Genomic DNA, 20,356 nt, shown 5'->3' with positions numbered 1-20,356 from the left:
AGACATGGCATGAAAAAGGCGCCGCGGGGTCCGCAGCGCCATCGACGGTTTCATTGCAGCATCAGTCCGGCTGCTGGCTCAAGTCGGGTCGAATATGCTGGGCCATTGGCACAGAGGATCGGGTCCTGCGTCGCCCACCGGGAGGCCAACGGACCATGCACGAGGAGGTCGGCCCGATGGCCGTGGACGAGCTGGACACCCGCATCCTGCGGCTGCTGCTGGAGCAGCCGCGCACCAGCGTGCGCGAGTACGCCCGCGTTCTCGGGATCGCCCGCGGCACCCTCCAGGCCCGGCTCGACCGGCTGGAACGGGACGGCGTGATCACCGGAACGGGTCCCTCGCTGTCCCCCGCCGCCCTCGGCCACCCGGTGCTCGCGTTCGTGCACATCGAGGTCACCCAGGGCCATCTCGACGACGTGGGCGACGCCCTGGCCGCCGTACCGGAGATCGTCGAGGCCTTCTCGATCACGGGCGGCGGTGATCTGCTGACCCGGGTCGTGGCGCGGGACAACGCCCATCTGGAGGACGTGATCCAGAAACTGATCAGCCTGCCCGGTGTCGTCCGCACCCGTACCGAGGTCGCGCTGCGCGAACGGGTCGCGCACCGGCTGCTGCCACTGGTGGAGTCGGTGGGCCGCACGGCCCGGAAGTGAACGTTGGCATCCTGGACGCCATGAGCAATCCCGGCCGCCTCGCAGTCATCTTCGATCTCGACGGAACGCTCGTGGACAGCGAACCGAACTACTACGAAGCCGGCCGGCAGCTTCTCGCCGAGCACGGCGTCCCGGACTTCACCTGGGCCGAGCACGAGCGCTACGTCGGCATCAGCACGCTGGAGACGGTCACCGCCTGGAAGGCGCGCTACGGTCTGCCGGCCTCGGTGGAGGAGCTGCTCGCCGCCAAGAACCGCCGCTATCTCGAACTGGCCCGGGCCGCCACGCGCGCGTACCCGGAGATGCGGAAGTTCGTGGAGCTGCTGGCCACCGGGAACGTTCCGATGGCCGTGGCGTCGGGCTCCTCGCGGGAGGCCATCGCCGCGGTGCTGGCCGGCACCGGTCTGGACGCGCAGTTGCGGACCGTCGTCTCGGCCGACGAGGTCGAGCACGGCAAGCCCGCGCCCGACGTGTTCCTGGAGGCGGCCCGCCGGCTCGGGGCGGCACCGGCCGACTGCGTGGTGCTGGAGGACGCGGCACCGGGCGCCGCCGCAGCGCACGCGGCCGGTATGCGCTGCATCGCGATCCCGTACGTCGCCGCCCAGGCCGACGCCCCCGAGTTCGCGACCGCCGGGCTCCTACTGCGCGGCGGGCAGGAGGAGTTCACGGCGCGGGCGGCGTACGAGTGGCTCTTCGACGGGGCCTGACGTTCCGTTCGACGGGTACTGACATTCCTCTCGACGGGTGCTGAAATTTCCCTCCTGATCCGGGACAACCCTGAGCCGATCTCGGTGGTCATGCCTGCGTGTCCCAGATACTCAACGGTCGGGGGGTCTCCGCGGCGTTCGACGCCGACGCCGTCCACCTCGACCGCTCCGATCAGCGCGTCGACATCCCGCTCGCCGCGGTCCGTGAGGTCCGTGCCGTCGAGGGGCGGGCCGTCGAGATCGTGCTCACCGACGGCGTGACCCACCGCGTCGAGGGCGGCAATCCGACCGCCACCGCGGCCTTCGCCGCGGCCCTGACCGCCGCCCTGCCCGAGCACCGGGATCCGGCGGGCAGCGCCCTGGTCGCCAGTGCCGGCAAGCCGCGTGAGCGCGTCTGGCCGCTGCTGGCCCTCCTCGCCGCGGTACCGCTGGCCTATCTCGGCTATGCCGTCTGGGTCGCCACCGAGCACGGCGCGCGCGTCCTCGGTGTCGTCCTCGGTCTGCTGCCCCTCGGGCTCGGCCTGGCCGGTCTGTTCACCGCCGTCCAGGACACCTTCCGGCGGATCGTCCTGCGCCGGCGCGGCATCACGGTCCTCGCCCACGCGATCGGCACGGAGGGCAAGAAGTCCGTGGTCTACGAGTACACGGACACCGACGGTCTACGGCACACCTACACCTGCCGGCGCAGGATGCCGCGCACCCAGCTCGCCTACGACCCGCACAAGCCCGAACGCGCGGCGCACGCGATGTGGCTGCCGTTCCTCCTGGGCAAGCTGGTCGTCCTCTACGTCGGCACCGCGTTCTGGCTGGTCATCGGTGGGGTGATGTGCTTCGGGGTGTTGTGGTGACCCTTGGCGTGAAGCTGAAACGGAAGCGGAAACAGAAGCGCGAGCGCGGTGAGTTGGTCCGCCTCTGGCAGGTCGAGCGGCTGCACTCCCGCGGTGCCCGCGCGCGGCGGACCGGGCTGTGGTTCGTTCTGTCGGCCCGGCTCGCCGCGGGCGCCGCCGTGCTGCTGGGATGGCTGGCCGGGGCGCTGCTGTGGTGGCACCCCGACGCGGCGGGCCAGCGCGTGGCCGTGGCGGTCGGCGGTGCGGCGCTGGGGTGCGGGGTGCTGTGGGCGGTACTGCTGGGGTGGGCCACCCGGTGGCTGCGGCGCGGCATGATCGCAGACGCGGGCAGTGAGCCGCCGCCGGTGGCCGGGCTGGATCCGGGCGGGTACGGGGACCCCGAGTGGCTGTGGAACACCCTGCGGATCGCGAACCTGGTGCTCATGGGCATCCCGATCGCCGCACTCGTGCTGGCGCTGGGGGCCTTGTCGTCCCCCGAGGACGCGGAGTGGTGGTTCCGTACGGCGCGGTGGCCGGCCACCGCGTTCGGTCTGTTCATGACCGGGCTCATGGGCGGGATCATCGGCGGTCTGTCCGTCGGCCTGGGAGCCGACAGCGAGGACTGCTGGACCGTGCGCGGTGCCGTGGGGTGGCTGGCGGTCTACGGATTCCCCTTCCTGCTCGTGGTGCCATGGCTGTCGGGTCTGCGGGGAGCCTGGAGCGGCGCGTTGCTCTGCCTGGCCGTGCTGTGGCTGCTCATCGGCCCGCTGAACAAGGTGGCCAAGGAGATTCCCGGGGTCGCCGCGGACTGAACCCCCTCAGCGGTAGTCCGGGTTGGGGGCGTCCAAACGGCAGCCGGCGTCCCACTCGGAGCGCTGGTTGCCGTGGGCGGGGACGCCCTTGGCGCGCTTGAGCATGGCGGCGAGGTGCATCAGGTTCCAGGTCATGAACGTGGTGTTGCGGTTGGTGAAGTCGTTCTCCGGGCCGCCCGAGCCCGGGTCCAGGTACGACGGTCCGGGCCCGGCCGGGCCGATCCAGCCGGCGTCCGCCTGCGGCGGGATGGTGTAGCCGAGGTGCTGGAGGCTGTAGAGGACGTTCATCGCGCAGTGCTTCACGCCGTCCTCGTTGCCGGTGATCAGACAGCCGCCGACCCGGCCGTAATAGGCGTACTGGCCCGCGGAGTTGAGCAGCCCCGAGCAGCTGTAGAGCCGCTCGATCACCTTCTTCGTGACCGAGCTGTTGTCGCCCAGCCAGATCGGCCCGGCGATCACCAGGATGTCGGCGGCCATGACCTGCTCGTAGAGCGCCGGCCACTCGTCCGCCGCGAAGCCGTGCTCGGTCATGTCGGGGTAGACGCCGGGGGCGAGGTCGTGGTCGACGGCCCGGATCTCGGATGTGGTGACGCCGCGCGACATCATGATGTCCGCGCTCTTGTCGATCAGTCCCTGGGTGTGGCTCTGCTGGGGTGACGGCTTGAGCGTGCAGTTGATGAACAGGGCGGTCAGGTCGTCGAAGCGGTAGGCGTCGTCGGAGGAGGGGTTCGCTGCGGTCATGTCGGGCTCCTTCGCGCGGGGCGGTCGGGAGCAGCGTCTCGCGTGACGGCCCGTCTGTCCCGTTGCGACCCACCGCGCGCCCGCCGCCCGACGCGAGGATCCTGGAAGCACCATGACGATCGACGTGACCGTGGAACGGGTCGTCCCGCTCCCGCCGGAGCAGGTGGCCGCCTATGCCATGGACTGGCGCCACGACGCCGACTGGACCCAGGGCATCCGTACGGCGGAGCTGACGCGCGAGGCCGACGCGGGCGGCTTCGGTGTGGGCGCCGAGGTCACCCGTACGGCGTACTTCCTCGGCCGGCGCATCGACTACGTCCTGCGCGTGGCGGCCTACGACCCGCCCGGGCTGCTCGACATGGTGTCCGTGGCGGGCCCGCTGCCGATGCACGTCACCTACGCCTTCGCACCGCACCCGCACGGTACCCTCGCCCGCATCCGCGTCCAGGGCGGTTCCGGCGGCTTCTACCGCCTTGCGGCACCGCTCCTGGCCCGCCAGGTCCGCTCCTCCCTGGGCAAGGACCTGCGCGACCTGGAACTCCGACTCATGGAATGAGCAGCGGCATGGCCTACGACGAAGGGCTCGCCCAGCGCGTACGGGAGCGGCTCGGAGCACGTCCGGGGATCACCGAGAAGCGGATGTTCGGCGGGCTGGCGTTCCTGGTGGAGGGGAACATGGCTGTCGGCGTCTCCGGCGAGGACCTCATGGTCCGGGTCGGCCCCGAGGCCACGGACGCGGCACTGGCCCGGCCGGGCACACGGGTGTTCGACATGACCGGCCGCCCGATGCGCGGCTGGATCCTGGTCGCCGGGGCCGCCCTCGCCCAGGACGACGCGCTCGGCGACTGGGTGGACGAGGGGCACGCGTTCGCGGCGGGGCTGCCGCCGAAGTGAGCGCGGGGCTGCCGCCCGAGTGAGCGGGGAGCCTGCCTAGCCGCGGCGGCGGGGCTTGCCGCCCCGGCGGGCCCCTGAGCCCTTGGTCGAGCCGCCGCTCCTGGCCGATCCGGCGCTCTTGCCCGAGCCGCCGCCCTTGGCCGACCCACGGCCCTTGACCGCGCCGCCGCCTCCGGACCGCTGCTGCCCCTTGGCGGCGGTGGGCTTGCGCCGGGGCTGGTCCGCGGTCTTGGGCTCGGTGGGGGTGCGGCCGCGGGTGCTGTTCACCGTGCGGCCCCGGACGACGCCGATGAAGTCCTCGACGAGGTCGGTGGTGGCCTCCTCCGGCCAGGACAGCGCGATGCTCGACTGGGGGGCGTCCACCAGGGTCCGGTAGGTGAGGTCCTTGCGGTGGTGCAGACGGGCCAGCGACTGGGGGACGACGAGCAGGCCGACGCCCGCCGCGACCAGCTCGACGGCGTCCGCGGTGGTGGCGGGGCGCTCGAATCCGGGCTCGCCGGGCGGCTGCTCCCAGCCCATGACGTCGTCCAGCGGGTGGAAGACGACCTCGTCGGCCAGATCCTCCGTGGAGAGCTCGTCGACGGCCGCGACGGCGTGGTCCTTGGGGACGATCACGACCGTGGCCTCGGTGTAGAGGGGGATCGCGCTGAAGACCGTACGGTCGACCGGCAGCCGGACGAATCCGGCGTCGGCGCCGCCGTCCCGCAGCACCTCGGGCGCCTCGGCGGCGGTGACCGCGAGCAGCTCCAGGGGGACCTCGGGGTAGCGCTCGTTCCAGATCCGCACCCACTTCGAGGGTGTCACTCCCGGGACGTACGCGAGCCGGAACGAAGGGGGTACTTCCGAGCATGTCACCTGGCCAGGTTACCGGCCGTGGTCGGCGGCCGTTCATCCGGTCGATACCCTTGACACATGACGCAGCACCAGACCGCCCAGACGATGAAGCCCGCCACCGCGGCCAAGAAGCTGGGTGTGTACCTCGATGCCACCCCCGCCGAGTTCCGCGAGGGTGTCGTCTCCCGCGCCGAGTTGAACGCGCTCCAGACGGACCCGCCCGAGTGGCTGCGCGAGCTGCGGCGCACCGGCCCGCACCCCCGTCCGGTGGTCGCGGCGAAGCTCGGCGTGTCCATCTCGGGCCTGGCCCGCGGCGGGGTCACCGAGGCGCTCACCACCGAGCAGATCGAGGCGCTGAAGCAGGAGCAGCCCGAGTGGCTCCAGAAGGAGCGCGCCACGCAGGCCGAGGTCCGCAAGGAGACGGCCCGCATCAAGAAGCAGCAGGCCGAACAGGCGGCCCGGCAGGACTCCTGACCTCCGCCTCCTCCGGCGGCGCCGCGAGCCGCTCCTGCAGCCGGGCGTGCCGGAACTGGTAGACCGCGCCCGCCTGCCGGAGCACGCCGCGCCGGTGGGCCTCGGCGAGGAAAGCCATCAGCCGCCAGGGCAGCCGACCCGCCGTGCACAGCCACAGGCGGGCGGTGAGCAGCCGGCCCCAGGCGGTGAGGGCGAGGGTGACCAGGCCGGTCGGCAGGAAGACGAGCGAGGCGACGTACCCCGAGTCGAGCCGCGGGACGAACAGCAGGGCGGCGGCGAAGAGACCCACGAACGTGGTCAGGACGCCGCGCACGATCCCGGTCTCCCGGTCCGTGCGCAGACTGGCCAGGGGACTCGGGGTGCGGGCGATGTCGACGGGCGCGCCGAGCCAGCGGTGCAGTCCCGCGGCGACCCCGGCCACGATGCCCAGTCCGAGTCCGACCGTGAGTCCGAACTCCAGGGCGACTCCCATCGGGTCGTCGTCGTCCTGCCGGGCCATCCAGTCCCAGTGGCGGTCCTCGACCTCGCCGTCGTCCACGTAGTACGCCACGGCGGAACGGCCGTCGGGCAGACGCGCGATCAGAAAGAAGTCGGAGTTCACGGACAGTTCGACGGCCGCGGTCAGCGGGCGGCACCGTCCCTCCTCCCCCTCGCATGCCTCCGCCGGCCTGCCGCTGTTCACCATCAGGAAGGTCACGTCGCCGGGGTCGGTGCCCTCCACCACGGCCCCGTGGAGCGGCTCGCCCGGCTTGACGTATCTGATCCCGTCGGGGCGTATGCCGTACCGGGTGCCGTCGTCCGCCACGACGTGACGTCCGCCGTCGGCTGTCCGCTGGACGGGGCCGGGGACCGGGAACTCGGAGCGCAACGCCGCCCGGCTGCTCGCGGTGCCGCCCTCGGCCAGTGCGAAGGCCAGGCCGAGCACCGTTCCGGCGAGCATTCCCGTGGCGAGCCCCCGGGCGAGGGCCCGCGCGAATCTGCGGGCGTGTCCGTTCCCCCGCCGCCGGTGACGGCGCTCCCCCGACCGGACCTGGTCGGCGCCCTCGCCACGGACGACGTAGGCGGCGAGGGCCCCGGCGCCCACGGCGGCGACCAGTGGGCCCGGTCCGTAGCCCTGTACGAGCAGACCGGTGACGACGTACACGAGCCAACCTGCCGTGAGTCCGCACACGGCTCTCCAGACCCAGCGGCCGTAGGGGCTGCTGCGCAGCACCGGGAACGGCATCATGGCCGGTGTGGGGGCACCGGTGAGGCCGATGGCGGCGAGCGTGATGGCCACCGACACGCCGTACAGGGCGCCCCCCGCGAGTTGGCCGACGAGCCCGTTCAGGCCGACGAAGATTTCCTGGACGTAGGGATCCCAGGTCAGCGGCTGGAACGCGCCGATGATGACGCCCAGCGGGATGACACAGGCGAGCGGCAGCAGCAGTCTGCGCACCGGTCCGGCGCCCTCGTGGGACAGGGCCATGTGCCCGGCGCACAGGCCGACGCAGACCGCGGCGACCACGATGAAGCTTCCGGGATCCCAGCCCGCCGCCGTCCAGCCGACGAGACAGACCAGTTCGGCGGCCGCGCCGAGCAGCAGCAGCGGCCCCACCGCGTCCAGCGCTCCGGGCAGCGCCCTGGGCAATTCCCACCAGGCCAGGTCACGCGACTGCCGCCGCTCCAGATGCCGGGCGAGGAAGCGCAGCCAGTGCACGGCGTCCTCGCTGTCCCAGCGCTCCGACGTGCGGAACGACGCGGGTACGAACGCGTCCAGCAGGTGCTGCTCCAGCGTGGCCGGGGTGGCGAGTTCGGGGCGGTGCAGGAGTTCGGCGGGGTCGGCGCCGGTGTCGCCGTAGACGGCTCGGGCCATGGCGACCATCAGCGGCAGGCTGAGGACCTCGCGCAGGCAGCGGGAGACGGGGGCGTCGGGGTGCAGGCGGACGTGGGCGAGGACGGGGTCCCAGGCGGTGGCGCGTTCGCCGGCGGGTCCGCGGACGGGGCGGGCGGTGCGGAGCAGGAAGTCGGCTGCCTCGTCGAAGCCGAGCGGCTGGAGTTCGACGACCGCGGCCGCGGTGAGGACGTCGCCGGCCTCGACGACCTCGGCGTAGACGGCGCTACGGCAGGTCAGCAACAGCGGGGCGCCCGTGTCGAGTTCGGCGTTGAGGCGGCGGACGGCGGCGGTGCGCAGCGGTGGGGGCATCTCGTCGAGGCCGTCGAGGACGGGCAGGATCCGGCCGGAGGTGACCAGTTCCCTGGCCGCGACGGCTCCTGAGGCGCCCTCGGCCGCCAGGGTGGGGTAGTTGACGATGAGGCGGTCGGCGAGCCAGTCGTGCAGGCTCTGGCGGTCCGGCTGCCAGGTGGAGGTCTGGAAGACCACCGGTACCGGGTCCTCGGCGCCGCGGCGGTCGAGCAGGTCGAGGGTGAAGCGCACGGCGAGGACCGTCTTGCCGCTGCCCGGCGCGCCGAGGACGACCAGGCGTCGCGAGGGCACATAGCCGAACACCTGGGTGATCTCGGGGAGTTGTCCTCCCAGGTCGGGCCGCTGACCGTCCCTGGGCGGCCAGCCGATGGCCCCGTCGAGGTCGGACAGCCAGGCCTGCGCGGGAGCCCAGCGCACGGCGAGCGGCTCGGGATCCTGGAGCCGCCGCAGCCGCCACTCCTCCCGCCACTGCGCCTGTACGGCCGTGGCGAGGGCGTCGGCGGAGCGGTCTGCCTGTGCGTCGGCCGTAGCCGCGGCCGTGGGCCGGACCGTGTTGAGGAGGAGCCCGGCGAGGGAGACGAAGAACCCCAGCACCGACAGCAGCGGGCCCGTGGCCTCCAGACTTCCGTCGCGTACGGTGACCGCCACCAGGGCACCGGTGGCCAGCACCGCTCCCGCCCACAACCCGCGCCGCCAGTGCCTCATCAGCCGCGCCCCCGTCCCCGCTGGTGGGGAGCATTGTCCCAGCGGATGTGCGCCGGCGGAACGGAAATCGCGCGCCGAGCATGCGCACCCAGCGCGCCGGGTGTCAGCTCTTGAGGGAGTCCAGGAAGTCGGCGGACGGCACGAAGAACAGGGTTCCGGTGACGGCCCGGGAGAAGTCGAGGATCGGGTCGGGCGCATTGTGCGGGGAGCCGAGGAACATCCGGCGCAGCATCGTCTCGATGACGTCGGGCGTGTGGGCGTAGGCGATGAAGTAGGTGCCGAACTCGCCGTGTCCGGGCCTGCCGAAGGGCATCGCGGCGCGCAGGATCTCCCGTTCCTCGCCGTCCGGGCCGGTGACGGTGTTCACGTCGGCGTGCGAACCGGGCACGTCGAGGTCGAGGTTGGTGAGCTTGGAGCGGCCGATCACCTTCTCCTGCGCCTCGACGGCGAGGGCCTCCCAGGCGTCGACGTCGTGCAGGTACTTCTGCACGATGGCGTAACTGCCGCCGCGGAAGGCCGGATCCCCGCCGTCGATCAGCGCCGCGTCCACGGCGTCCGCGCCGATCGGGTTCTCGGTGCCGTCGACGAAGCCCAGGAGGTTGCGCGCGTCGAGGTAGGAGAACGCCTGCACCTCGTCCTGGACGGTGACCGCGCCGCGCAGGGACTTGAGGATCTCCGTGGCGAGGGCGAAGCACAGGTCCGGGCGGGCCGCGCGGATGTGGAGGAGCAGATCGCCCGGGGTGGACACGGCGCGGTGCCGGGGGCCCGAGAGCTCCCGGAAGGGATGCAGCTCGACGGGCCTCGGGCGGCCGAACAGCCGGTCCCAGGCGGCCGATCCGACGCCGGCGACGCAGCTGAGCCCCGCGTCGGGGTGCGGGAACCCGATGGCGCGGACCAACCCCGCGAGCCCGGCGAGCAGTTCACGCACCGCCTCCTCGCCGCCGGGCTCGACCGTGGCCACCAGGAACACCGCGCTGGAGGCCGGTAAGCCCACCACCGGCTGCGGTCGTATCGACGACGGCATGACACCCTCCCGCCCTGCACCGACATGACGGCCGCGCCGTCCTCGCCACGCTGCCCGGCCGCATCGCGAACGATGCCCGCCGACGGCCGCCGCCAAAACCCGAATGCGGACACACGTACGATCCTGGGATCATCCCGGTATGCAGCACAGCCTGGAATCCCTGGTCGTCCGACACACCCACCGGATCCCCTCCCCCACCGGTCCCGCGGGGCAAGGGGCCGTCGCCGCGCGGCAGTTCGACGCGGCGCTGATGTCGGTGGGCTTCAAGCTGTCGGCGCAACTGCTGGAACGACTGTCGGGGCTGTCCGAGGACACGGTCGTGGACACCGCCGTGCGCACGCTGGCCACCGTCCGCGAGCTGGTCGGCGACCACGTGCGGCACAACGTGTACTTCGTCGACTTCCCGGCCAACGTGCCGGACACGCTGGACTTCTGGCGGGACTGCATCACCGAGGCCCTCGCCGACGAGTCCGTGCGCCCCGACATCCTCGCCCAGCTGAGCACCGGGGTGGTGAACCTCCTCACGCTGCCGTCGTACGGCCGCTACCAGCACACGTACGAGGAGATGCTGGCCGCCCACGACGAGCTGATCCCCGCGGCCGGTGACCGGGTGACCCTGCTGCACCCGGGCGCCTCGCTCGACGAGGAGGTCACCGGCCTGTATCTGGCGCTGGCGGGGTCCACCACCCCGCTGGGCGAGGAGCACCTCGCCGACCTCGCCGTGCTCGCCGGGACCTGCGCCGACGGGCCGCAGCCCGAGACGATTCCGGTGCGGGAGAACCGGGCGGTCGTCAACCGGGCCCGGCTGGCGGCCGGGGCCGGTCTGCTGCTGGACACGGTCACCGACGTGCTGCGGCTGGCCTGCGCGCTGTCGGACGGCGATGTCACGCTGCAGGAGCCGACCCGCTTCCGGGCGCTGTCCCGTCCGGCGCGGCGCGCGCTGCTCGCGGGCCTGGACTCGGTGGTCGCGCAGGCGCCCGCCAAGCTGGCCGACGTACCCGTGCACCGTGAGGCGTGGAAGCGGCTCGGCGAGCGGCTGCACCCGCACGAGTACCCGAAGTGGCCCCAGGCCGCTGAGGTGTTCGCGGTCGCGCGCGGCGAGCGGAAGGCGCCGTCCTTCGACGGCCGACTGGAGGAGCTGCTCGCGGCGCAGGACGTCAGCGGGGCGGCGGAGCTGCTCAAGGGCGCGCCGGGACGGCTGTTCCGCGCCCTGGACCGGCTGCTGCGCGTGTGCGGTACGCAGGAGGAGCGGGACGCCGTGGTGGCCGCCGCCGAGGCGGTCGCCCCGCAGGTGTCGGGCCGGGTCGTGCTGTCGGTGCGTGAGCATCTGTACAACCGGGTCGAAGAGGCGGGCGGGCGGCGGGTGTTCGTCAACCGGCTCGGCCGGGCCTGGGTGACCGACGACGGGCGTGCGACCGTGCCGACGCCGGAGCGACTCCGGCTGATCGCCGCGCTCGATGCCGAGATCCGCCGTCGGCTGCCGGAGCCCGGCCCTCTCCTGGTCGACCCGGACATCCTCGACGTCGCGCTGCCGCTCAGCGGACGGGCGACCACGGCCGGGCTCGGTGTGCTGCCGCGCGGTTCCGTCACACCGGTCGAGGGCGAGCTGCTGCGGTTCTTCGTGTACTGGAAGCAGACGCGGCAGGTCACCGACTACGACCTGTCGGCGCTGATGCTGGACGCCGACTACGCGACCGTCTCCTGGCTGTCGTACACCAACCTCAGTGCCGTGGACGGGGAGCACTCGGGCGACATCACCAACGCCCCGCAGGGCGCCTCGGAGTTCATCAACCTGCGTCTGGGGGCCGTGCGCGGCACGTTCGTGGTGCCGCAGGTCAACATCTACTCCGGGGAGGGCTTCGAGGAGGCCGAGGAGTCGTTCTTCGGGTTCATGCTGCGCGAGGGCGAGCAGAAGGGGCGGCCGTTCGAGCCGCGGACCGTGCGGATGAAGTCCGAGCTGCGGGGGCCGGGCCGGGTGGCGCTGCCGCTCGCCTTCGTGCGCGGGGAGGACGGGCGGTGGCATGCCAGGTGGCTGCACCTGTATCTGCGGGGCACGCCGACGCACAACCAGGTCGAGGGCAACCGGGTGTCGGTGGCGACGCTGCTGCGCGGGATCGTCGAGCGCCGGCCGCTGACGGTGAGCTATCTGACGGAGCTGATGGCCGGCGACGACATGGTGACGGAGTGGAACGGCAGGACCGTCCCGGACGGTCCGGTCACCTTCATCGGTTTCCAGCGGCCCGAGGGGCTGCACCCCGACTCGCGGGTCGTGACCCCCGAAAATCTGCGCGACCTGATCCCGGAGTGACTGGTAGCGTGAGCCGTGGCGAGGCCATGAAGGGGCTTCCTTCTCACTTGACGTGAAAACGTCTTCACTGAATTAGTCCCTTCGCTCTCCTCGCCGTCAGGCTCCGGCCGCCCCGCACTTCGCGGGGCGGCCGGAGCCTTTTTCAGCTGTCGTAGTCGACCGTCAACGTCTCGGAGACCGGGTACGACTGGCAGGTCAGCACGTATCCCGCCTCGACCTCGGCATCTTCGAGGGCGAAGTTGCGGCGCATCTCGGCCTTGCCGTCGGTGACCAGGGCGCGGCAGGTGCCGCAGACGCCGCCCTTGCAGGCGAACGGCAGGTCGGGGCGGGTGCGTTGGGCGCCGTCGAGGATGGTGCGCTCCCTGGGCAGGGGCGAGGTGGTGGAGCGGCCGTCGAGGACGACGGTGACCTGGCTGACGGGTCCGGTCGGCCCGGCCTCCGTGTGGTGCACCTCCCGGACGGGTTCGTCGTCGGCGTAGAACAGCTCCTGGTGGACGCGGTCGCCCGGGACACCGAGGTCGGCGAGGACCCGCTGGGCGTCGCGGACCATGCCGTGCGGTCCGCACAGCCACCAGTGGTCTGCGCTCCGCACGTCGACCAGGGCGTCGACGAGGGCCGAGAGGCGGTCGGCGTCGAGCCGGCCGGAGAGCACCTCGGCCTCGCGGGGTTCGCGGGACAGGACGTGGGCGAGCTGGAAGCGGCTCGGGTAGAGGTCCTTCAGGTCGGCGAGTTCGTCGGCGAACATCACCGTGCCGGTGCGCCGGTTGCCGTAGAAGAGGGTGACCGTGGAGCGGGAGTCGGCGGCCAGGACGGACTCGGCGATGGAGACCATGGGCGTGATGCCGGAGCCCGCCGCGATCAGCACATGGTGGCCGGGGGTGGTCAGGTCCGGGGTGAAGTTGCCGGTGGGGGCCAGCACTTCGACCGTCTCGCCGGGGCGTACGTCGTTCACGAGCCACGACGAGAACAGGCCGCCCGGCACGACGCGCACGCCGATGCGCGGGGTCGATCCGGCGGGCGAGCAGATCGAGTACGAGCGGCGCTCGTCCCGGCCGTCGATCTCGCGCCGCAGGGTGAGGGACTGGCCGGGCGCGAACGTGAACTCCTCGGCCAGCTCGGGCGGGATGTCGAAGCTGACGGCGGCGGCGTCCTCGCACAGCGGCTGCACCGCGGCGACCCGCAGGGGGTGGAAGACCGGGCGGCGGCGCGGGCGCGGCTGCACGGCCTGGGCCGGGGCGGTCGGGGCCATCAGATCTCCTTGACGTACTCGAACGGCTCACGGCAGGCGCGGCAGCGCCACAGCGCCTTGCAGGACGTGGCGGCGAACCGGGAGGTCTCCTCGGTGTCCGCCGAGCCGCAGCGCGGGCACGGCACCGTGCGCCGGGTCGGGGACAGCGTGAGCGGGACCGGGCCGCGGGGTGCGGCGCCGGGCGGGGCAATGCCGTACTCGGCGAGCTTGCGGCGGCCGGCCGGGGTGATCCAGTCGCTGGTCCACGGCGGGCTGAGGACGGTACGGATCTCCACGCGCGGGTACCCGGCGTCGCGCAGCCGGGCGGCGACGTCCGCGCGCATCTCGGCCATGGCGGGGCACCCCGAGTAGGTGGGGGTCAGGCTCACGACCACCGTGCCGTCGTCGGTCTCCTCGACGCCGCGCAGCACGCCGAGGTCGGCCAGCGTCAGCATGGGCAGCTCGGGGTCGGGCACCTCCTCGGCGAGGCGCCGCGCGTCGAGCAGGGTGGTCACCATGTCGCCTCCGGGTGGGCGCGGGCCACGCTCTGCAACTCGGCCAGCAGCGGCGCGAGATGCTCGGTGTGCTCGCCGTCGCGGCCGGAGCCGGGGGACGGCCGGTACACCGGCATCGGCAGCCCGGCCGCCTCGGTGACCTGCTTCAGCACCGCGACGACCTCGCCGCGTACGTCGTGGGCGGTGAACAGCTCGCCCAGGTAGGGGCCGACCTGCTCGACGGCCTTGCGCATCCGGCGGTGCGACTCCTCGGTGCCGTCGCCCAGGCGCACCGCCCACTCGGCGGCGTACTGCCGGTGGTACGTCAGTTCCTTGACGCCCTTGGCGGCGACGGCGGCGAGCACCGGGTCGGGGTGAGCGGCGAGGCGTTCGAAGTGGGCGAGGCGCCAGCTGGACAGGACCAGCAGCCGCACGATGGAGAACGCGAAGTCGCCGTTGGGCAGTTCGGCCAGGCGTACGTTGCGAAAGTCGGCGGGGTCGCGGAAGTAGGCGTAGGCGTCCTCGTCGCGGCTGGTGCCATCGGCCTGGCCTGCGCGGGTGTAGAGCAGGCGCGCCTGGCCGAGCAGGTCGAGGCCGATGTTGGCGAGGGCGACCTCCTCCTCCAGCTCCGGGGCGCGGGTGATCCACTCGGCGAGGCGCTGGGCCGAGACCAGGGCGTCGTCGGCCAGCGCGATGCAGTCCGCGGCCAGTTCACCGGCGTCGACGCCCTTGGGCACGGTCGTGTCGACGCCGTGCAGCGGGTCCTCGAAGCCGGTGCCGTAGGCCCAGCGGGTGTCGTCCTCGTGGCCCTCGGCGAGGGTCAGGTAGACGTGGTCCTCACTCATCCCCGGCTCCTAAATGTGCGGGACATCGTCGGGGATGTCGTAGAAGGTCGGATGGCGGTAGACCTTGTCGGCGCTGGGCGCGAAGAAGGGGTCCTTCTCGTCGCGGGTGGAGGCGGCGATGTGCTCGGAGCGCACCACCCAGATCGACACGCCCTCGTTGCGCCGGGTGTAGAGGTCGCGTGCGTGGGTGAGGGCCATCGCGTCGTCCGCGGCGTGCAGCGAGCCGACGTGGACGTGGTTCAGTCCGCGCTTGCCGCGCACGAAGACCTCGTACAGAGGCCAGTCGGTGTTGCTCATGCCGCCGGTTCCTTCCGGGCCCGCTTGGCCGCGTGGGCGGTGGCCGCCTCGCGCACCCAGGCGCCTTCCTCGTGGGCGCTCCTGCGCCGTTCCATCCGCTGGTCGTTGCACGGTCCGCCGCCCTTGATGACCCGCATCAGCTCGTCCCAGTCCGGGGTGCCGAAGTCGTGGTGGCCGCGCTCGGCGTTCCACTTCAGCTCCGGGTCGGGCAGGGTCACGCCGAGCTTGTCGGCCTGCGGGACGGTCATGTCGACGAAGCGGCGGCGCAGTTCGTCGTTGCTGTGCCGCTTGATCTTCCAGGCCATCGACTGCGCGGAGTTGGGGGAGGCGTCGTCGGGCGGGCCGAACATCATCAGGGACGGCCACCACCAGCGGTTCACCGCGTCCTGCACCATCTCGCGCTGGGCCTCGGTGCCGCGCATCATCGTCATCAGCAGTTCGTAGCCCTGCCGTTGATGGAAGGACTCCTCCTTGCAGATTCGCACCATCGCGCGCGCGTAGGGGCCGTAGGAGCTGCGGCACAGGGGCACCTGGTTGCAGATCGCCGCGCCGTCCACGAACCAGCCGATCACGCCGACGTCGGCGAAGCTCAGCGTCGGGTAGTTGAAGATCGACGAGTACTTCTGGCGGCCCTCGATCAGGCGCGCGGTCAGGTCTGCGCGGTCGGCGCCCAGGGTCTCCGCCGCCGAGTACAGGTACAGCCCGTGTCCGGCCTCGTCCTGCACCTTGGCGAACAGGATCGCCTTGCGGCGCAGCGAGGGCGCCTTGGTGATCCACTCCCCCTCGGGCTGCATCCCGATGATCTCCGAGTGGGCGTGCTGCGCGATCTGCCGGACCAGTGTCTTGCGGTAGCCGTCCGGCATCCAGTCCCGCGGCTCGATCCGCTGGTCGCGCGCGATCGTCGCGTCGAAGTGCTCCTGGAGTTCGTCCGGGGGCGCGGCCTCGGCGGAGTGTGTCGTGGTCATCTGCACCAGCTTCCCAACCGACCATTCGTTCGGTACCAGTGTGACGCGTTTTCGCGCACCCGGCAAGGCCCCTGCGCGAACCCGGGCCCACCCTTGACAGGCCGTGGCCCGGCTGATTGTTTGGCCAGGAGCCGAATGCAGACCGAATGGTCGGTTGGGACGCGAGGTGCACGAGGTGGTGGAGATGCCCACGACACATCCCGCCGAGGCGATGTTCGCCGCGGACGAGGCCTCCCGGGGTCTCGGGATCGAGCTGCTGGAGCACGGCGAGGGCAGCGCCGTACTCCACATGACCGTGACCCCGGCGATGGTGAACGGACACGGCATCGCCCACGGCGGCTATGTCTTCCTGCTGGCCGACACCGCCTTCGCCTGCGCCTGCAACAGCCACGGCCCGGTGACCGTCGCGGCCGGCGCCGACATCACCTTCGTCGCCCCCGCGTACGAGGGGGACGTGCTCGTGGCGCGCGCCGAGGAGCGGACCCGGTTCGGCCGCAGTGGTATCTACGACGTGAGTGTGCGGCGCGGCGACGAGGTGATAGCGGAGTTCCGGGGCCGTAGCCGCACGGTCGGGGACATGACGAAGGAGTCGCGATGAGCAACCTGGGCGAGCCCCTCCCCCACGATCTGCGGGACGACGGCGAGAAGCTCACCCGTGAGCAGCTCCGGGAACTCCAACTCGACCGGCTCCGCGCCACGTTGCGGCACGCCTACGACCACGTCGAGCTGTACCGCAAGAAGTTCGACGAGGCGGGCGTCACCCCCGACGACTGCCGCTCCCTGGCGGACCTCGCCCGGTTCCCCTTCACCACCAAGGCCGACCTCAGGGACACCTACCCGTTCGGCATGTTCGCCGTGCCGATGGACCAGGTCCGGCGCGTGCACGCGTCCAGCGGCACCACCGGCCGCCCCACGGTCGTCGGTTACACGGACAACGACCTGTCGATGTGGGCGGACGTGGTGGCCCGCTCCATCCGCGCCGCGGGCGGCCGCCCCGGCCACAAGGTGCATGTCTCCTACGGCTACGGCCTGTTCACCGGCGGACTCGGCGCGCACTACGGCGCCGAACGGGCCGGCTGCACGGTGATCCCGGCCTCCGGCGGCATGACCGCACGCCAGGTGCAGATCATCCAGGACTTCCGGCCCGAGATCATCATGGTCACCCCGTCCTACATGCTCACCCTGCTCGACGAGTTCGAGAAGCAGGGCGTCGACCCGCGCGAGACCTCGCTGAAGGTGGGCATCTTCGGCGCCGAGCCCTGGACGGAGGAGATGCGCCGGGAGATCGAGGAGCGCACGGCGATCCACGCCGTCGACATATACGGGCTGTCCGAGGTGATCGGCCCGGGTGTGGCGCAGGAGTGCGTGGAGACCAAGGACGGGCTGCACGTGTGGGAGGACCACTTCTACCCCGAGGTGGTCGACCCGGTCACGGACGAGATCATGGCGGAGGGCGAGGAGGGCGAGGTGGTGTTCACCTCGCTCACCAAGGAAGCCCTGCCGATCATCCGGTACCGCACCCGCGATCTGACCCGGCTGCTGCCGGGCACCGCCCGCCCCGCCTTCCGCCGGATGCAGAAGGTCACCGGCCGCTGCGACGACATGATCATCCTGCGTGGGGTGAACGTCTTCCCGACGCAGATCGAGGAGATCGTGCTGCGCACCCCGGCCGTCGCCCCGCACTTCCAGATCGAGCTCTCCCGGCGCGGCCGTATGGACCACATGACCGTCCGCGTCGAGGCCCGCCCCGACGCCGGTCCCGGGCAGCGGGCGGCGGCCGCCGGGGCGATCGCCCAGGGAGTGAAGGACGGCGTCGGGGTGAGCGTGGAGGTGGAGATCGTCGACCCGGAGACCCTGGAGCGCTCGCTCGGCAAGCTCAAGCGGGTCAAGGATCTCCGCCGGGGCTGACTCAGGCGTTCGGCACCTTCAGCTTCTGCCAGCTCACCTGGCCGGGGAGGCCGTCCGCGTCCTTGCCCTTGAAGCCCAGCTTCTGCTGCCAGGCGGCGTAGGAGCGGCGGTCGGCCTCGGTCCACTGCGGACCGGGGCCCTCCTCGTAGCGTCCGCAGCCCTCGGCGACCAGCCGACGGCCCATCGCCGTGATGATCGGCGACTTCTGGCCGATATGGAAGAAGCCGCTGCCCGGGAAGGGCTCGTACGACGGCTTCGGCGGCGCCGGCTTCGGATCGGGCGAGGGCTCCGGCGCCCTGCCGCCCAGCCGGTCGGCGATGCGCCGGCGCATGCCGTCCATGGTGAAGCCGCGCGGGTCGGTCTTGCCCGGCTGCCACTCCTTGTGGCCGATGACGGACCGCTCGCTCCAGCCGTGGTGCCGGCAGATCGCCGCCGCTACCTTCTCGATGGCCTCCTTCTGCGCCTCCGGCCACGGGTCCCGGCCGTCGCCGAGGTTGATGCACTCAAAACCGTAGAAGTGCCGGTTGCCGTCGGTGTCGGCCTCGTTGTCGGCGGGCAGCCGCGACTCGTTGACCACGGCGCGCAGCACGTCGCTGTCGCCGAGCCCGGCGTGGTTGGCGCGGCCGTTGCCGACGAGGTGAATGTGGCCCTTCTTGTCGATGACGCCGTGGCACAGCGGCCCGGGCAGGCCGGAGTAGCCGTCGTAGCAGATGTCGACCGAGGCGCTGGTGCCGGAGGTGACGGTGTGGTGGATCATCACGCCGTTCACCGGGCCCCAGGGGCCCTTGGAATTGCGGTTGTGGGTGCGCCAGTTGCGTACCTCGTGGACCGTCAGGCCTTCGGCGCGCAGGATCTCCACCATCTTGGAGGCGCTCAGGGGCTTGGCCATCACTCGTCTCCTTCCGCTGCGGCCTCCGCCTCGGCGGTGGTCTGCGACCGGCCGGCGGAGGGGTCCTCCGCGGCCTGTTCCTCACGGCGTGCCTGTTCCTCCGCCGCGAGCGTCGCCTCGTCCGCCGCCGGGACGCTGCTGGCCAGCGGGCCGAAGGCGAGGCGCAGGTCGACGGCGCCGTACTCGCCCTTGACCAGGGCGAGCGGGGCGAAGTGGCGGGCGATGCCGGCCGGTGCCCGGAGCAGCGGGCGCCGGGCGGGGTCGGTGGGCCACTCGACGCTGCCGGTGGCGGTGCGGGCCGGGATGATCCAGTGGTCGCCGGTGCGGTAGGTGGCGTCCTTGGCGAAGTACACCTCGACGCCGTCCTCCAGGGGCAGCCACTCCCCCTCCGCGACCGGAACGGCCCCGCCGCGCAAGGCGGTTGTGCGGCCCTTGCGCTTCGGGCCCTCGTGGTGGTCCCAGCGGCGCAGGAACGGGTTCAGGTGGGCCAGACGGCCGACACCCGGCTCCGGCTCGGCGGACAGGCGGACGCGTCGGCCGGGCAGGTCCAGTTCCTCGACGCGCAGCAGCGGCAGCGGCTCCAGGCGGGAGGCGTAGGCGGTGTCGGTGAGCTCGACCAGGTCGCCGACGTCGAGGTCGAGCTTGTCGTCGTGGCCGAGGGAGGCCAACTGCACCCAGGTGCCGTCGAGTTCGTCGACGGGGAAGACCACCGAGCCGTTCTCCCGGGACCACTTGAAGGTGGCGTCCTTCGCCGCGCCGCCCTCGTGGACCTCGACCCGGTACAGCTGGTTCTCCGGGCCGCGGTAGCGGGCGTCCGGCCTGACCAGGCAGGGGTCCTCGTCGGCGTGGTCGGGGCGCTCGCTGCGGGCGGCGAGCCGGGCGGAGGGGGCGGCCTGACGGACGGCCCACTTGTCGAAGGCGGCGCGCACGACCTCCTTGGACGGCTCGGCGTCCTCGATGTCCAGCGCGGCCAGCGACAGCGGCAGCACCTGCCAGACCACCTTGGCGCGGGCGGCCGTGTCGGGCAGGGCGGCGCCGAGCGCGACCTCGCGCAGGGCGGGGTCCTCGGCCGCGCTCACCGAGCGCTCCCACACCTTCAGGTAGACGACGAACGGCGCCTGGGCGGGCGAGGGCAGCCGGTCACCGGGCTTCTCCGGGTCACGGTAGGCGTCGGGCTGGTCCCAGTACGTCCAGTACGCGGGCGGCTCGGCGCTCTCCTGCTCCTCGGCGTCCTCGTCGGGCACCGGCACGCCGGGGGCGGGGCGGTCCGCGTCGCACAGGATGCCGTCGACGTAGTAGCGGCCGCCGTGGATGTACAGGGTGTCGATCTCGTGCCGTCCGCCCACGTACTCGATACGGAAGCCGGCCGCGTCGCGCGGCCCACCGTGCCGGCCGATGAGGTCGGCGGCGATCGTGCGGGCCTGGTGGAGCTGGATCGCGGTCTGCTCGTTGGCGTCGGCGTCGAGCTGGACGCGGCCCTGCTGGGCGATGACCGCCGAGTAGTGCCGTTCCGGGCGGAACGTGAGGCGGGAGAGATCAGCGTGCATGTAGGGGGTCCCCCTGGTT

At 72.2% G+C, this 20,356-nt stretch carries 21 protein-coding genes; 10 read left to right on the top strand and 11 right to left on the bottom strand.

Annotated elements, in window-relative coordinates:
* Nucleotides 1-176: 176 nt before the first annotated feature.
* The 4 genes from AB0Q90_RS11450 to AB0Q90_RS11435 all read left to right on the top strand — a co-directional run bounded on the left by AB0Q90_RS11450 (nucleotide 177) and on the right by AB0Q90_RS11435 (nucleotide 2,999).
* Entirely contained in the window at nucleotides 177-653 is a 477-nt protein-coding gene (locus tag AB0Q90_RS11450; RefSeq protein ID WP_363160653.1) for an Lrp/AsnC family transcriptional regulator, read from the top strand.
* Nucleotides 654-673: 20 nt separating this feature from the next.
* Nucleotides 674-1,360: an HAD family phosphatase gene (locus AB0Q90_RS11445; protein ID WP_363160458.1), complete on the top strand. Its 687-nt coding sequence runs from the start codon at nucleotides 674-676 to the stop codon at nucleotides 1,358-1,360.
* Nucleotides 1,361-1,458: 98 nt separating this feature from the next.
* A complete protein-coding gene (locus tag AB0Q90_RS11440) occupies nucleotides 1,459-2,208 on the top strand; it encodes a hypothetical protein (protein ID WP_363160457.1) in 750 nt (249 codons plus the stop codon).
* An 8-nt stretch (nucleotides 2,209-2,216) separates the two neighbouring features.
* The gene (locus tag AB0Q90_RS11435) at nucleotides 2,217-2,999 is read left to right on the top strand and encodes a hypothetical protein (RefSeq protein WP_363160456.1); all 783 of its coding nucleotides are present in this window, start codon (nucleotides 2,217-2,219) and stop codon (nucleotides 2,997-2,999) included.
* Nucleotides 3,000-3,005: 6 nt separating this feature from the next.
* On the opposite strand, the gene AB0Q90_RS11430 is transcribed toward AB0Q90_RS11435, so the two are convergent.
* Nucleotides 3,006-3,740: a flavodoxin family protein gene (locus AB0Q90_RS11430; protein ID WP_363160455.1), complete on the bottom strand. Its 735-nt coding sequence runs from the start codon at nucleotides 3,738-3,740 to the stop codon at nucleotides 3,006-3,008.
* A gap of 112 nt (nucleotides 3,741-3,852) precedes the next feature.
* On the opposite strand from AB0Q90_RS11430, the gene AB0Q90_RS11425 reads away from it, so the two are divergent.
* On the top strand, nucleotides 3,853-4,296 hold the full coding sequence (locus AB0Q90_RS11425) for an SRPBCC family protein (protein ID WP_363160454.1): 444 nt from the start codon (nucleotides 3,853-3,855) through the stop codon (nucleotides 4,294-4,296).
* Between the two features lie 8 nt (nucleotides 4,297-4,304).
* Nucleotides 4,305-4,634, top strand: a complete 330-nt coding sequence (locus AB0Q90_RS11420) for a TfoX/Sxy family protein (RefSeq protein WP_363160453.1) — start codon at nucleotides 4,305-4,307, stop codon at nucleotides 4,632-4,634.
* 36 nt (nucleotides 4,635-4,670) lie between these two features.
* Here AB0Q90_RS11420 and AB0Q90_RS11415 read toward each other — a convergent pair whose 3' ends face one another.
* Entirely contained in the window at nucleotides 4,671-5,489 is an 819-nt protein-coding gene (locus tag AB0Q90_RS11415; protein WP_363160452.1) for a LysR family substrate-binding domain-containing protein, read from the bottom strand.
* Between the two features lie 57 nt (nucleotides 5,490-5,546).
* On the opposite strand from AB0Q90_RS11415, the gene AB0Q90_RS11410 reads away from it, so the two are divergent.
* A complete protein-coding gene (locus AB0Q90_RS11410; protein WP_363160451.1) occupies nucleotides 5,547-5,942 on the top strand; it encodes a DUF5997 family protein in 396 nt (131 codons plus the stop codon).
* Here the strand turns inward: AB0Q90_RS11410 and AB0Q90_RS11405 are convergent.
* Both AB0Q90_RS11405 and AB0Q90_RS11400 read right to left on the bottom strand, forming a co-directional pair.
* On the bottom strand, nucleotides 5,899-8,832 hold the full coding sequence (locus AB0Q90_RS11405; protein WP_363160450.1) for an NACHT domain-containing protein: 2,934 nt from the start codon (nucleotides 8,830-8,832) through the stop codon (nucleotides 5,899-5,901). The two genes, AB0Q90_RS11410 and AB0Q90_RS11405, sit on opposite strands and share 44 nt — an antisense overlap.
* 103 nt (nucleotides 8,833-8,935) lie before the next feature.
* Nucleotides 8,936-9,856, bottom strand: a complete 921-nt coding sequence (locus AB0Q90_RS11400) for a Dyp-type peroxidase (protein ID WP_363160449.1) — start codon at nucleotides 9,854-9,856, stop codon at nucleotides 8,936-8,938.
* Nucleotides 9,857-9,995: 139 nt separating this feature from the next.
* On the opposite strand from AB0Q90_RS11400, the gene AB0Q90_RS11395 reads away from it, so the two are divergent.
* Nucleotides 9,996-12,164: a TerD family protein gene (locus tag AB0Q90_RS11395; RefSeq protein WP_363160448.1), complete on the top strand. Its 2,169-nt coding sequence runs from the start codon at nucleotides 9,996-9,998 to the stop codon at nucleotides 12,162-12,164.
* A gap of 142 nt (nucleotides 12,165-12,306) precedes the next feature.
* Here AB0Q90_RS11395 and paaE read toward each other — a convergent pair whose 3' ends face one another.
* Genes paaE through paaA form a run of 5 tightly spaced genes read right to left on the bottom strand, consistent with a single transcriptional unit; the run spans nucleotide 12,307 to nucleotide 15,993 of the window.
* On the bottom strand, nucleotides 12,307-13,413 hold the full coding sequence (gene paaE, locus AB0Q90_RS11390; protein WP_363160447.1) for a 1,2-phenylacetyl-CoA epoxidase subunit PaaE: 1,107 nt from the start codon (nucleotides 13,411-13,413) through the stop codon (nucleotides 12,307-12,309).
* Nucleotides 13,413-13,910, bottom strand: coding sequence for a 1,2-phenylacetyl-CoA epoxidase subunit PaaD (gene paaD / locus AB0Q90_RS11385; RefSeq protein ID WP_363160446.1), 498 nt, complete (start codon nucleotides 13,908-13,910; stop codon nucleotides 13,413-13,415). The genes paaE and paaD overlap by 1 nt, the downstream gene beginning before the upstream one ends.
* Nucleotides 13,904-14,731, bottom strand: a complete 828-nt coding sequence (paaC, locus tag AB0Q90_RS11380; RefSeq protein ID WP_363160445.1) for a 1,2-phenylacetyl-CoA epoxidase subunit PaaC — start codon at nucleotides 14,729-14,731, stop codon at nucleotides 13,904-13,906. The genes paaD and paaC overlap by 7 nt, the downstream gene beginning before the upstream one ends.
* A 9-nt stretch (nucleotides 14,732-14,740) precedes the next feature.
* Complete coding sequence (gene paaB, locus AB0Q90_RS11375; protein ID WP_363160444.1) at nucleotides 14,741-15,028, bottom strand: 1,2-phenylacetyl-CoA epoxidase subunit PaaB; 288 nt, start codon at nucleotides 15,026-15,028, stop codon at nucleotides 14,741-14,743.
* Nucleotides 15,025-15,993: a 1,2-phenylacetyl-CoA epoxidase subunit PaaA gene (gene paaA, locus AB0Q90_RS11370; RefSeq protein WP_363160443.1), complete on the bottom strand. Its 969-nt coding sequence runs from the start codon at nucleotides 15,991-15,993 to the stop codon at nucleotides 15,025-15,027. Before paaA ends, paaB begins: the two co-directional genes overlap by 4 nt.
* A gap of 184 nt (nucleotides 15,994-16,177) precedes the next feature.
* Here paaA and paaI point away from each other — a divergent pair, with 184 nt between their 5' ends.
* Together paaI and paaK are read left to right on the top strand one after the other, a co-directional pair.
* Complete coding sequence (paaI, locus tag AB0Q90_RS11365; RefSeq protein WP_363160442.1) at nucleotides 16,178-16,591, top strand: hydroxyphenylacetyl-CoA thioesterase PaaI; 414 nt, start codon at nucleotides 16,178-16,180, stop codon at nucleotides 16,589-16,591.
* Nucleotides 16,588-17,901: a phenylacetate--CoA ligase PaaK gene (gene paaK, locus AB0Q90_RS11360; RefSeq protein ID WP_363160441.1), complete on the top strand. Its 1,314-nt coding sequence runs from the start codon at nucleotides 16,588-16,590 to the stop codon at nucleotides 17,899-17,901. Before paaI ends, paaK begins: the two co-directional genes overlap by 4 nt.
* Before the next feature lies 1 nt (nucleotide 17,902).
* On the opposite strand, the gene AB0Q90_RS11355 is transcribed toward paaK, so the two are convergent.
* Nucleotides 17,903-18,790 (bottom strand): peptidoglycan-binding protein, encoded by an 888-nt coding sequence (locus AB0Q90_RS11355; protein WP_363160440.1) that lies wholly within the window; start codon nucleotides 18,788-18,790, stop codon nucleotides 17,903-17,905.
* A complete protein-coding gene (locus tag AB0Q90_RS11350; protein WP_363160439.1) occupies nucleotides 18,790-20,337 on the bottom strand; it encodes a DUF6519 domain-containing protein in 1,548 nt (515 codons plus the stop codon). The genes AB0Q90_RS11355 and AB0Q90_RS11350 overlap by 1 nt, the downstream gene beginning before the upstream one ends.
* Nucleotides 20,338-20,356 lie beyond the last annotated feature (19 nt).

The sequence above is a fragment of the Streptomyces sp. NPDC079141 genome, assembly GCF_040686775.1.
GTDB lineage: Bacteria > Actinomycetota > Actinomycetes > Streptomycetales > Streptomycetaceae > Streptomyces.
Note: the sequence above shows the minus strand (reverse complement) of the source record. Positions and strands in the feature narration are given on the sequence as shown.

Excerpts from the sequence above, each read along its gene's own strand:
- AB0Q90_RS11450 (WP_363160653.1), top strand. The coding sequence starts at position 177 with ATGGCCGTGGACGAGCTGGACACCCGCATCCTGCGGCTGCTGCTGGAG.
- AB0Q90_RS11445 (WP_363160458.1), top strand. The coding sequence starts at position 674 with ATGAGCAATCCCGGCCGCCTCGCAGTCATCTTCGATCTCGACGGAACG.
- AB0Q90_RS11430 (WP_363160455.1), bottom strand. The coding sequence starts at position 3,740 with ATGACCGCAGCGAACCCCTCCTCCGACGACGCCTACCGCTTCGACGAC.
- AB0Q90_RS11425 (WP_363160454.1), top strand. The coding sequence starts at position 3,853 with ATGACGATCGACGTGACCGTGGAACGGGTCGTCCCGCTCCCGCCGGAG.
- AB0Q90_RS11420 (WP_363160453.1), top strand. The coding sequence starts at position 4,305 with ATGGCCTACGACGAAGGGCTCGCCCAGCGCGTACGGGAGCGGCTCGGA.
- AB0Q90_RS11410 (WP_363160451.1), top strand. The coding sequence starts at position 5,547 with ATGACGCAGCACCAGACCGCCCAGACGATGAAGCCCGCCACCGCGGCC.
- AB0Q90_RS11405 (WP_363160450.1), bottom strand. The coding sequence starts at position 8,832 with ATGAGGCACTGGCGGCGCGGGTTGTGGGCGGGAGCGGTGCTGGCCACC.
- AB0Q90_RS11400 (WP_363160449.1), bottom strand. The coding sequence starts at position 9,856 with ATGCCGTCGTCGATACGACCGCAGCCGGTGGTGGGCTTACCGGCCTCC.
- AB0Q90_RS11395 (WP_363160448.1), top strand. The coding sequence starts at position 9,996 with ATGCAGCACAGCCTGGAATCCCTGGTCGTCCGACACACCCACCGGATC.
- paaE (WP_363160447.1), bottom strand. The coding sequence starts at position 13,413 with ATGGCCCCGACCGCCCCGGCCCAGGCCGTGCAGCCGCGCCCGCGCCGC.
- paaD (WP_363160446.1), bottom strand. The coding sequence starts at position 13,910 with ATGGTGACCACCCTGCTCGACGCGCGGCGCCTCGCCGAGGAGGTGCCC.
- paaC (WP_363160445.1), bottom strand. The coding sequence starts at position 14,731 with ATGAGTGAGGACCACGTCTACCTGACCCTCGCCGAGGGCCACGAGGAC.
- paaB (WP_363160444.1), bottom strand. The coding sequence starts at position 15,028 with ATGAGCAACACCGACTGGCCTCTGTACGAGGTCTTCGTGCGCGGCAAG.
- paaA (WP_363160443.1), bottom strand. The coding sequence starts at position 15,993 with ATGACCACGACACACTCCGCCGAGGCCGCGCCCCCGGACGAACTCCAG.
- paaI (WP_363160442.1), top strand. The coding sequence starts at position 16,178 with ATGCCCACGACACATCCCGCCGAGGCGATGTTCGCCGCGGACGAGGCC.
- paaK (WP_363160441.1), top strand. The coding sequence starts at position 16,588 with ATGAGCAACCTGGGCGAGCCCCTCCCCCACGATCTGCGGGACGACGGC.
- AB0Q90_RS11355 (WP_363160440.1), bottom strand. The coding sequence starts at position 18,790 with ATGGCCAAGCCCCTGAGCGCCTCCAAGATGGTGGAGATCCTGCGCGCC.
- AB0Q90_RS11350 (WP_363160439.1), bottom strand. The coding sequence starts at position 20,337 with ATGCACGCTGATCTCTCCCGCCTCACGTTCCGCCCGGAACGGCACTAC.